This window comes from Izhakiella capsodis, assembly GCF_900115045.1.
Lineage (GTDB): Bacteria > Pseudomonadota > Gammaproteobacteria > Enterobacterales > Enterobacteriaceae > Izhakiella > Izhakiella capsodis.
On record NZ_FOVC01000012.1, the window covers coordinates 87,573 to 98,329 of the forward strand.

The following is a 10,757-nucleotide window of genomic DNA, read 5'->3' on the forward strand; positions in this document are numbered from 1 at the left end:
CCACGTTGCTTTAAGGCAGGATAGCACGCCTCAGTCGAGCCTAACCTCACCGGGTGACCTCAGGAAGCGCTTCCGCTGCGATGGAAAAAAAAATTACACTGGAGAATACCCATGACAGTAAGTACACCGATGCTGATCACCTTTGGCGTTTATATTCTGGGCATGGTGCTGATAGGTTTTCTCGCCTGGCGCGCAACGAAAAATTTCGATGATTATATTCTTGGCGGCCGTAGTCTGGGGGCGCTGGTGACGGCGCTCTCCGCGGGTGCATCGGACATGAGCGGCTGGCTGCTTATGGGATTGCCCGGCGCTATTTTCATCTCTGGTATTTCCGAAAGCTGGATCGCAATCGGCCTGACGCTTGGCGCCTGGCTGAACTGGAGAATTGTGGCCGGACGATTACGTGTGCATACTGAGCATCAGAACAATGCGCTGACGCTACCGGACTTTTTCACCCATCGTTTTGAAGATCGTAGCAAGTTGCTGCGGGTTATCTCTGCATTGATTATTCTGGTCTTTTTCACCATCTATTGTGCCTCCGGTGTCGTTGCCGGTGCTCGCCTGTTTGAATCCACTTTCGGAATGAGCTACCAGAGTGCGCTCTGGGTGGGCGCGGCCGCAACGATTATTTACACCTTCATCGGTGGCTTTCTGGCCATCAGCTGGACGGATACGGTGCAGGCCAGTCTGATGATCTTCGCGCTCATTCTGACGCCGGTGATGGTGATTATCGCTGTGGGTGGGATTGGAGACTCATTACAGGTGATCGCGGCAAAAAATGCTGAAAATCTGGATATGTTCAAAAATCTCAGCGTTATCGCGATTATTTCTCTGCTGGGATGGGGACTCGGTTATTTTGGCCAGCCACATATCCTGACGCGCTTTATGGCGGCGGACTCCCACCGCGCTATTCGCAGTGCGCGCCGCATTGGTATGAGCTGGATGATCCTCTGTTTGCTGGGTGCCGTCGCCGTTGGTTTCTTCGGTATTGCCTACTTTCAGAACAATCCACAGCAGGCTGGAGGCGTCAATCAGAACGGCGAGCGAGTTTTCATTGAGCTGGCCCGGTTGCTGTTTAATCCGTGGATTGCTGGCATACTGCTGTCGGCAATACTGGCGGCGGTGATGTCAACGCTTAGCTGTCAACTGTTGGTTTGCTCCAGCGCATTGACCGAAGATCTTTATAAACCTTTCCTGCGTGTCAATGCCAGCCAGCGCGAGCTGGTATGGGTTGGCCGCCTGATGGTGCTGCTGGTGGCGGTGATTGCGATTCTGCTGGCCGCAAACCCGGAAAACCGCGTGCTCGGGCTGGTCAGCTATGCCTGGGCCGGTTTCGGTGCAGCCTTCGGCCCGGTGGTTATCTTCTCCCTCATATGGCGGCGGATGACTCGTAATGGCGCACTGGCAGGCATGGTGACAGGCGCCGTTACTGTCGTTATCTGGAAGCAGTTCGCCTGGCTGGGCCTGTATGAAATTATTCCGGGTTTTCTGTTCGCCAGTCTGGCGATCGTGCTGGTCAGCCTGAGCGGAAACAAACCTACCCCTGCGGCGACGCAGCGTTTCGACGCCGCGCGTAAGGAATACCACGCCGGATAGTACTGGCTGACAACGTTACCGCAGAGGGACGAGTTAACACCCCCCTGCGGTCGTTTATCTGGCCAGCGACTCTTATTGTACCCGCCTGTTATAACCACCGCTTTTTATCCTGCTTTTGTTTCACCCCATCAAACGTCCGGCAAGTCATTCTCGTTGATAATTATGGGATAAAATATCGCAAGAAGGTTTAATCCTGTCTTTTATCTGGAATAACATAAATTTTTTCCTGAAAAACATCGCCATTTGCGTTGTGCCGCGCGTGTATTTTTCTTGCCAATAATGATAATCGCTATCGTTTGTATTTACTTTTTTGGCTGTATTTGACATCTAACCCTTCACCGACGCCGTTGGTATGTTTGTTCCGTTTTTGATTATGTTGCGTGAAGGGCTGGAGGCTGCGCTGATCGTGAGTCTGATTGCCAGCTATCTGAAGCGTACCGGGCGTAGCCGCTGGTTTCCGGCAATGACGGCAGGGGTGCTTCTTGCCGTCGCGCTTTGCCTGGCGCTGGGATATTTCATTAATGAGACCAGCGGTGAGTTTCCACAAAAAGAGCAGGAGCTTTTCGAAGGGATTGTCGCGGTGATCGCGGTGGTGATCCTCACCTGGATGGTGTTCTGGATGCGCCGGGTGGCGCGTAACGTTAAAAACGAACTGGAAGCAGCGGTAGACCAGGCGCTGAGCAAAAATCGCAGCGGTGGCGGGCCGCTGCTGTTGATGGTATTTCTCGCCGTTGCCCGTGAGGGGCTGGAGTCGGTGTTCTTTCTACTGGCAACGTTTCAGCAAAATATGGGGTACGGGCCGCCGGTTGGCGCTCTGCTCGGTCTGGCCAGCGCGATACTGCTGGGGGGCTGCTTTACTGGGGCGGTATGCGCCTGAACCATTGCTGAGCTGTTCTCAGATCTCGACACGGCTATTGACGTGCGTGAAGATGATTATGAGAAGAAAGCCGGGGACACGAAATTCACCGGCTTCCATCGACTGGAAAAAGCGTTGTTTGCTGACAAAAGCACAGTGGGCATGAAGGCGTATGCTGACCGCCTGAACAGCGATGTGCTGGAGCTGCAAAAACGCATCAATGAGCTGGCTTTCCCGCCCGGTAAGGCGGTGGGGGGCGCAGCGGCTCTGATTGAAGAGGTCGCTGCCACTAAAATCTCCGGCGAGGAAGATCGCTACAGCCGCACAGACCTGTCTGATTTTCAGGCCAACGTTGATGGCGCTCAGACAATTGTAAACCTGCTGCGCCCTATGCTGAAAAAACAGAATCCGCAGTTGCTTAGCAAAATCGCCGCTAACTTCAAAAAGGTTGACGATATTTTGGCTAAATATCGCAATTAAGAGGGGTTTAAATCTTACGATAAGCTGACAACGACTGACCGCAATGCGCTGAAGGGGCCGATCACTTCGCTGGCGGAAGATCTGTCACAGCTTCGGGGAACCTTAGGGTTGGATTAAGATGGACAACGGTAAAAATAGGGGGCGGCCTCAGCCTCAGTTGGCCCGGCGTCGCTTACTGAAGGGGGTAAGCATCGTTAGCGGTGCCCTTGCCGTCAGCGGCGGTTGCCCGGTGCCTGCCGCAGTGCAACGGCCATCTTCTTTCTCTCCCGGAACCCTCGATCCTGATACGCGGCGCGAGCGTCAGCCGTTTTACGGGCTGCATCAGGCCGGTATTATTATCCCGCAGCAGGCGGCAATGATGCTGGTTTCTTTTGATGTGCTTGCCGGTGATAAAGACGAGCTGATTCGATTGTTTAAGTTGCTGACACATCGCATCGCTTTTCTTACCCGCGGCGGTAAAGTTCCGGCGTCAGATAACCCGCAGATGCCGCCATTGGATTCGGGGATCCTCGGTGATGAAATATATCCGGATAACCTCACGATAACGGTATCAGTTGGCGCGGGGCTTTTTGATGAGCGTTTTGGCTTGCAGCAGCAAAAGCCGTCAAGCCTTGTGTTGATGACGCGGTTTCCTCATGATGCGCTGGATGCAAAACTGTGCCACGGTGACCTGCTATTGCAAATTTGTGCGAACACTAACGACACGGTTATTCACGCGCTGCGCGATATCATAAAAAACACGCCCGATCTGCTGAGTGTCCGCTGGCGCCGTGAAGGGTTTTTTTCCGACCACGCAGCGCGTAGCCGGGGAAAAGAAACGCCGGTAAACCTGTTGGGATTTAAGGATGGTACCGCCAATCCTGATACCCATGATGGCAGTCTGATGGATAACATCCTCTGGGTATCTGCCGTGCAGAAGGAACCGGCCTGGACTGCCGGTGGTAGTTATCAGGCGGTTCGTATCATTTAGTTCCATGTTGAAAGGTGGGATCGCACGCCGCTGCGTGAGCAGCAGAATATTTTTGGCCGCGAGAAAATTAGCGGTGCGCCGTTGGGAATGCATGCAGAACGGGACGTACCTGACTATCAGAGCGATCCTGAAGGCAACCTGATCCCGCTGGATGCGCATATCCGTCTGGCTAATCCACGTACGGTAGAAACCCAGCCAAACCTGATGCTGCGGCGAGGCTACAGTTATTCACTTGGGGTGTCCAGTTCCGGCCAGCTGGATATGGGATTGCTATTCGTCTGCTATCAGCACGATCTGGAAAAGGGGTTTATCACCGTTTAGAAAAGACTCAATGGGGAATCTCTGGAGGAGTATATTAAACCCATTGGCGGCGGCTATTTCTTTGTACTGCCGGGTGTGAAGAATGAGCAGCATTATCTGGGACAAAGATTACTTGAAGCATGACCTTTGGCCTCAGGTTAGTCTGAATATAAGCCACGCGTTCTTGCCAGCAACGTAAAGGTTATTATTTAACCTATGCTGACAATTAAATAGCGCGAAACTGTTTCTGCTGATTCAAGAACAAAGTCATGTTTTATTGAAAAATTTTAGTGAATCTGTATTTTCCATAAATGCAAAAAATAAAAAAAAACTTTTCAGCTGATTTAATAGTTGCATTTATGTTAGGTTTTGTTGCACTTTATCAAAGAAGTTGTTTTCTGTGTCGTAGTTCCACTATGGAGATTGCGAATGGGAAAGTCCTTTTTGGGACAAGTAGTCAATCATCACTTATTTATCATTCTTCATCGCGAGGAATTTTATTCTTCGAAATCCTCATCTTCACCTCTTTTTTCCAGATTAATTTCCCAAAATAAATGCCGCGTGATAACGGGCGTCAGCCGTTCGAACGCGCTCAATATCTCCCTGTTAAAGGCTTTAAGGAAGCCGAACCTCGAAAGCGTTCACGTAATCGCATCACGCTATCTGATGCGGGAAATGAAACCAACTGTAAGGTACCACTATGGGAAGACAGAAAGCAGTGATCAAAGCGCGTCGTGAGGCCAGGCGCGTGCTTCGTAACGATTCACGCAGTCATCGCCAGCGTGAAGAAGAATCGGTCACCTCGCTGGTGCATATGAGTGGATTAGATGCTATCGGAATGGCGCGCGACAGCCGCGATGTCGCGCCCGTTGAAGCCCGCAATGACGCTCAGGCACACTATCTACATGCCATAGAGACAAAACAGCTTATTTTTGCCACCGGCGAGGCCGGCTGTGGGAAAACCTGGATTAGCGCAGCCAAAGCGGCGGAAGCCTTGATCCACAAGGATATTGACAAGATTATCGTGACCCGTCCGGTTTTACAGGCTGATGAGGATCTTGGATTTCTGCCAGGCGACATTGCCGAAAAGTTCGCGCCTTACTTCAGACCGGTTTACGACGTTCTGGTTAAACGGCTTGGCTCTTCATTTATGCAATATTGCTTGCGTCCGGAGATCGGCAAGGTGGAAATTTCTCCTTTTGCTTATATGCGCGGGCGCACTTTTGAAAATGCTTTTGTGATTCTGGATGAGGCGCAAAACGTGACGGCGGCGCAGATGAAAATGTTTCTGACGCGTTTAGGGGAGAACGTCACCGTGGTGGTTAACGGTGATATTACCCAATGCGATTTACCGGCCGGCGTTCAGTCCGGACTGGGCGATGCGCTGATGCGTTTTCAGGAGGATGATATGGTGAGCGTGGTGCGTTTTAGTGCTGCGGACTGCGTACGTTCAACGCTTTGCCAGCGAACGCTTTCAGCCTACGCCTGAACCTCAAGCGTGATTATTAAGGGGACCATCGGTCCCCTTACTATTTTTTCAACACCTCGGGCAAGAGTTAATTCTTATATTATCCAGGCCTCCGAGGTCTACACTTATCTTAACTAAAGTTGTGAGAGTGACCAATGAGCAACAATAAAAGTGACCAGCAGTATCAGAATGAGAAGCATCCCGCGAGGGATCGTCCGAAAGAACACGGTGAAGTGCCGCGAGGCCGTGACAGTAGTCAGGACTATAAAAAAGATCCTTATAAAAAGTCCGGTAAGTAAATGCAACAGGGCAGGGGGAACTAACCGTGCGAATATCTCTCGCGCTGTTATTTTCGTTCATGCCCGAATGGAGAGCGTTCGATAATGTACCGGGCACGCGTTAAGTTTGAATATGACGTATTGCTCGGGTTGCTTGTAAAACAACCATGACGCTTTTTGCAATGAAAACCCCCGCTCCACCCGTCTGGTAGAGAACCACTTTTGCTACGCAGTTCAACAATGTTCAAATGGAATCAGCGAGCTGGCAACCGTGCGTAAAATCAGGCTGCGTTAGCAAGATTGTCGCTAAAATATCCGATCCAATGGTGAGGTGCTTGCAGACAAAACCGAATGTTGATGACCGTGAGAGCTGATGTTGCCCAGCCTTTTGTGAACAGAGCTGGAGAAGTACAGGCTTTGTAGTAAAAATAGTCATTAACGCCTGGATTTAGGCATATTCCGTCAGTTTTTACTGCGTAAATTGACAATCAGGCCGCATAATGCGGTGTTGACGCTGAAAAACGAAGGGGGAAGTTTGACACAGGCAACATCTGCACCGGCGCAGAGTATACCCACCGGGTCCGGCTCGCTGTTTTTTATTCAAATTTTTGCAACGCTTGGCTTTGCCGTGCTCTATTCAACGCTGGTGCTTTATGCAACTAAACGCCTGGGCTTCAGCGAAGGGCAGGCGAATACCATGATGGGCGTCTTTGGTGCATTCAACTATGGGCTGCATCTTTTTGGCGGTTATCTTGGCGGCCGCTTTCTGAGCAATCGCAACCTGTTCGTCCTCGGCATGCTTTTACAGGTGTTTGGTTGCTGGATACTTTCAGGTCAGAATGCAGAAGGGCTTTACTGGGGACTGTCGATGTTTCTTACTGGTAGCGGTCTGAATGTTACCTGCATCAATATGATGCTGACACAGCGTTTTGCTCCGGAAGATAATCGCCGTGAAAGTGCGTTTTTATGGAATTACGCCGGCATGAACCTGGGATTTTTTATTGGTTTTACCGGCGCGGGATACTTCCAGCTCGGTGAGCATTATCAGTCGCTTTTTCTGTTTGCCACCGTCGGTAATATTGTCGCCATCATCATTTCACTTGCGCGCTGGAACCTACTGGCTGACATGAATACTCCGCTGATGTACGCCAGTCGTCGGCAATTTTTCACACGTATGCTGATTGGGCTGGTGGTGCTGCTGGTGCTGGTACCGGTTATCAGGTTGTTATTGACCCATGCCGACTTTACCGGTTCGTTTGTTATTACGTTTGGCATCGTGGTTTTTTTGCTGTTGTGTCTGACCACGTTGCGTCACAAAGTGCGTCAGGAGCGGCAACGTATGATGGCCTATCTGATACTGGCGCTGGGTTCGTTGGTATTCTGGGTACTTTACCAACTGGCCCCAATGGGCCTTATGCTGTTCACTGAACACAATATTAACCTGTCGGTATATGGCATCCGCATTGCCCCGCAATGGGTCCAGAATATCAATACGCTGGTGATCGTGCTGGGCGGCCCATTGCTGGCACTCGTCTTCCGTAATTGGCGTGAGCGCGGCTGGTGCATCGATATTCCGCTACAATTTTCCTGCTCGTTATTTTGTATTGGTCTTGGCATGCTGGTGTTACCGGTTGGCATATTTTTGGCTGGGGGCGATGGCATTGTTGCGTTTAAATGGATTGTTATCAGCTATCTGTTGCAAAGTCTGGGTGAGCTGCTTATTTCTCCGATCGGTTATGCGATGATTGGTAAGCTGGCACCGGTGAGATACCAAGGGATCATGATGGGATGCTGGATGATGGTGACCGGCGTGGCTTCAGTACTGGCTGGTTATGTCTCCGGCTTGATGCCTGAAAACGCGGGGAGTAGTGCCATTGAAACAGGCCCGGGCTATAGCCATGTATTCTGCCTGTTGGGCTGGGGAGCGGTGGCGGTTGGCATGGTGATGCTGCTACTTATTCCTCTGTTGCGTAAGTTGATTTCCGGGGTTGAAAATCCCGGTATTTAATTCGCCTTACAGGCGTTGTATGTCGCTTAACCGCAAATCAAACTCTGTGGGCTACTTTCCTTCCTGCATGCTCGAATACATCAGTAAAAATGCCTGTCTCTGGTTCAGGCATTTTTTATGAAGTCAACACAGGCGAGACCCGCGCCTTGCTTGTTGAGCATTATCTTAGCTATCCGGACGAGATTCCCACGTCCACCTACAAATGCGCTTTTTCCGGCATGCTGAGGCAACGACGCTGCCATTACGAGGTGATATCGCCCTATCGCCATATATTATTTGTTAAGAAGTGAGATACTATTTTACGGTGGAGCGTAAACCTGAAAGAAGGACGCATTACCAGAATGCAGGGCATAGCCGTATTAGCCTGCAGAGAATTCGGAGGTAAGTGGAAAGCAAGACGCAAAAAAGGCCGTTTATAACGGCTTTTATCTGCAGGAAAATCACTAATAAATATCGAGTGATTGACGTTAAACCTTGATGGCGGTGAGGGGGGGATTCGAACCCGCGCTCAAATTTTCATAACTAGTTGTTATTGTGGCTATTAATTGTTATATGCTTTTTCACGTGCACTACACGTGCATTTTTAGTCAAAGTAAGCCGTTATTCGCCGCTGGTTTTAATCCCCGGTCTGGAAAGGTGTCCATCGTAATCAGCAAGGTAAGATCCGTAATTTCTGAACAACATGTCTGGCCCCTTATGTCCCATCTGTTTGCACAACCAGAACAGATTTGCTCCGGAGCTTATGTGCATGGTCGCAAAGGTATGACGAGTCTGATATGGATTGCGATAACGTATTTGTGCTGCCTTCATAATGTAGCGCCAGGCCTTTTGCCTTATTGCGTCAGAACCAGACCAGGGTTCACCTGTGCGTGGATCTTCAAAAACAAACTCACTCTTCATTAGTGTGAACTGCTTCTGTTCTACAATCGCTTGCATTGCTTCTTCATTAAGTTCAATCTTTCTGGTGCCTGATTTTGTTTTGGTTCCTTTAAGCACCCCTTCCACGACAGCGTTTTGCACAAAGGCAGTTCGTTTCTGCAGGTCAACGTCACTCCATTTAAGAGCGCACAGTTCTGATGGACGGACGCCAGTATTAAAGGCGAATTGAAACGTGGTTTTCCACTGCATGAACTGGCAATTCAGATAGATTGTGCGAATCTCATCAGGGGTGAATGGGTCAACTTCATATTCATCTGTGTTAGCTGATTCCACCGAGAAATAACGTGATGCGCTGATATGTGCGACCGGGTTATCGCCTATCAGACCATCGGTAACAGCCTCGTCTATTGCACTGCGAAGAAATGAAAGGCGGTTACGTATAGTCTTGAGCTTAGTCTTGCGGCTTGCTACCCACCGCTTAAGTGCTGCAGGTTTCAGGTCAGTAACGTAAATCTTATGAAGATCGATCAATGCTCTGAGACATTTGCGGTAACCATCCATCGTTGACGGGGATAAGTTGCGGTTCTCACAGATCTTCAGGTATTCCTCCAGGTAATCCTTTACCGTTTTCTTCTTCCTTTCATGACCAAATATCGCTGCCTTTCTGGAATTTGGGAAATAATCCAGATAGCAAAAGTCTCCTATAGAGATGTGGTTCTGAATCTCTCCGAGTCGACGCTCTGCGAACTTTATATTCCTGGTGTTGACTTCAATTCCTGATAATGGCTCACGACACAACACCCCCCTGTAAGTAAAAGTAAGTTGCAGTGTATCTCCATTCTTGTGCTTCCTTATAGTTACCCCACGCGGTAAAGCGGATCTTTGTTTTTCCTTACCCATTTTGTAACCTCAGTTAAGTCGATCCAACGTTCTTTGGAGCCATCAACTTTTAAAACATGAACACCTTCTTTCCACACCCCACGCTGTAACCGTTTGTTAACAGCATCGAGCGTTTCCCCCACCGATTTGCAGTAGGACGTAATAGGAACCACATCCAGATTCATAGTGCTTTTTCCTCAACTTCTAGCTTTCCCTGCAGCGGTAGGTAAACGCACCGATGCACGAACGGTATAAACTCGATGAAGAACTTATTGTACTGCTCGTCACGCCAGCCTGTAGCCTCATCCACCATTGCTATAATCGGGCTGGTGGGCTTTCGGGGCAGGGCGACGCCATATATCTTTGTGAATCCCTCGATCAGCTCTGGTTCATCCAGGCAGTGTTCCAGCACCAGGCTAAATGCCGGGTCTGTCAGCAGCGAATGGATGATCGGGTAGGGTAAATGTTGGGTTTCAATCTTCATGTTCAGATTCCGCCTCATCGATAACTAACGGTTTCCCACAGCCCGGACAAAAATTCATATCGTTTTCCTTTTGTCCGCCGTCGATGAAAATCCATCCCACGGCGCACCGCCGACCCATTTACCAGCAGTTAGAATCTCTACTAGTTTTTCCTGTTGAGCATCCCGCGCAGCATCCTCCGCAGCAGCCCCCGCAGCATCCGCAGCATCCCGAGCAGCCAGCGCCACAGCCAGCGCCACAGCATCCGCAGCATCCCGAGCAGCCAGCGCCGCAGCATCCGCAGCATCCCGAGCAGCCAGCGCCACAGCCAGCGCCGCAGCCTCAGCAGCATCCAGCGCCGCAGCCTCAGCAGCAGCCCACGCAGTCGATAGCTCTTCATCAGTCGCAAGCCCTTCGCTATGTCTCCATGCAACTCTCAACGCGTTTTTGCTTCTGTCATCTGTCATCAGATGTTCGACTTGCGCAGCGCACCAGACCCCGTATTTACGCCACAGAGCTTCATATTCGGGAAGACATCTCATGCACCAGATTGTGTCTTCTAAACTGTTGCTATCAAGAACT

Annotated in this window: 8 protein-coding genes and 3 pseudogenes; 7 read left to right on the plus strand and 4 right to left on the minus strand. The window is 50.2% G+C overall.

The window, feature by feature from the left end:
* Window positions 1-111 precede the first annotated feature (111 nt).
* The 7 genes and pseudogenes from putP (at window position 112) to BM191_RS14570 (ending at window position 7,956) form a co-directional block, all read left to right on the plus strand.
* Window positions 112-1,596: a sodium/proline symporter PutP gene (gene putP, locus BM191_RS14540; protein WP_092879404.1), complete on the plus strand. Its 1,485-nt coding sequence runs from the start codon at window positions 112-114 to the stop codon at window positions 1,594-1,596.
* Window positions 1,597-1,948: 352 nt separating this feature from the next.
* Window positions 1,949-2,475, plus strand: a pseudogene (locus BM191_RS14550) (FTR1 family iron permease); the annotation flags it as partial.
* 1 nt (window position 2,476) lies between these two features.
* Window positions 2,477-3,049: pseudogene (efeO, locus tag BM191_RS14555) on the plus strand (iron uptake system protein EfeO); the annotation flags it as partial.
* Between the two features lies 1 nt (window position 3,050).
* Window positions 3,051-4,346: pseudogene (efeB, locus tag BM191_RS14560) on the plus strand (iron uptake transporter deferrochelatase/peroxidase subunit).
* A gap of 556 nt (window positions 4,347-4,902) precedes the next feature.
* Entirely contained in the window at window positions 4,903-5,691 is a 789-nt protein-coding gene (gene phoH / locus BM191_RS14565) for a phosphate starvation-inducible protein PhoH (RefSeq protein WP_092879408.1), read from the plus strand.
* 134 nt (window positions 5,692-5,825) lie between these two features.
* Window positions 5,826-5,969 carry a hypothetical protein gene (locus BM191_RS16845; RefSeq protein ID WP_177203351.1) on the plus strand — a complete coding sequence of 48 codons (144 nt, stop codon included), beginning with the start codon at window positions 5,826-5,828 and terminating at the stop codon, window positions 5,967-5,969.
* 514 nt (window positions 5,970-6,483) lie between these two features.
* Window positions 6,484-7,956 (plus strand): peptide MFS transporter, encoded by a 1,473-nt coding sequence (locus BM191_RS14570; protein WP_092879423.1) that lies wholly within the window; start codon window positions 6,484-6,486, stop codon window positions 7,954-7,956.
* Window positions 7,957-8,556: 600 nt separating this feature from the next.
* On the opposite strand, the gene BM191_RS14575 is transcribed toward BM191_RS14570, so the two are convergent.
* The 4 genes from BM191_RS14575 to BM191_RS14590 all read right to left on the minus strand — a co-directional run.
* Window positions 8,557-9,735, minus strand: coding sequence for a tyrosine-type recombinase/integrase (locus tag BM191_RS14575; protein WP_092879410.1), 1,179 nt, complete (start codon window positions 9,733-9,735; stop codon window positions 8,557-8,559).
* Window positions 9,693-9,899, minus strand: a complete 207-nt coding sequence (locus BM191_RS14580; protein WP_092879412.1) for an excisionase — start codon at window positions 9,897-9,899, stop codon at window positions 9,693-9,695. The genes BM191_RS14575 and BM191_RS14580 overlap by 43 nt, the downstream gene beginning before the upstream one ends.
* Window positions 9,896-10,198, minus strand: coding sequence for a hypothetical protein (locus tag BM191_RS14585; protein ID WP_092879414.1), 303 nt, complete (start codon window positions 10,196-10,198; stop codon window positions 9,896-9,898). Before BM191_RS14585 ends, BM191_RS14580 begins: the two co-directional genes overlap by 4 nt.
* Window positions 10,199-10,252: 54 nt before the next feature.
* Window positions 10,253-10,757 (minus strand): hypothetical protein (locus BM191_RS14590; protein WP_230479605.1); only part of this gene is annotated, 505 nt, incomplete at its 5' end.

What these genes read in the sequence shown, in the direction of transcription:
- phoH (WP_092879408.1), top strand. Translation starts at nt 4,903, where the DNA reads ATGGGAAGACAGAAAGCAGTGATCAAAGCGCGTCGTGAGGCCAGGCGC.
- BM191_RS14575 (WP_092879410.1), bottom strand. Translation starts at nt 9,735, where the DNA reads ATGGGTAAGGAAAAACAAAGATCCGCTTTACCGCGTGGGGTAACTATA.
- putP (WP_092879404.1), top strand. Translation starts at nt 112, where the DNA reads ATGACAGTAAGTACACCGATGCTGATCACCTTTGGCGTTTATATTCTG.
- BM191_RS14580 (WP_092879412.1), bottom strand. Translation starts at nt 9,899, where the DNA reads ATGAATCTGGATGTGGTTCCTATTACGTCCTACTGCAAATCGGTGGGG.
- BM191_RS16845 (WP_177203351.1), top strand. Translation starts at nt 5,826, where the DNA reads ATGAGCAACAATAAAAGTGACCAGCAGTATCAGAATGAGAAGCATCCC.
- BM191_RS14585 (WP_092879414.1), bottom strand. Translation starts at nt 10,198, where the DNA reads ATGAAGATTGAAACCCAACATTTACCCTACCCGATCATCCATTCGCTG.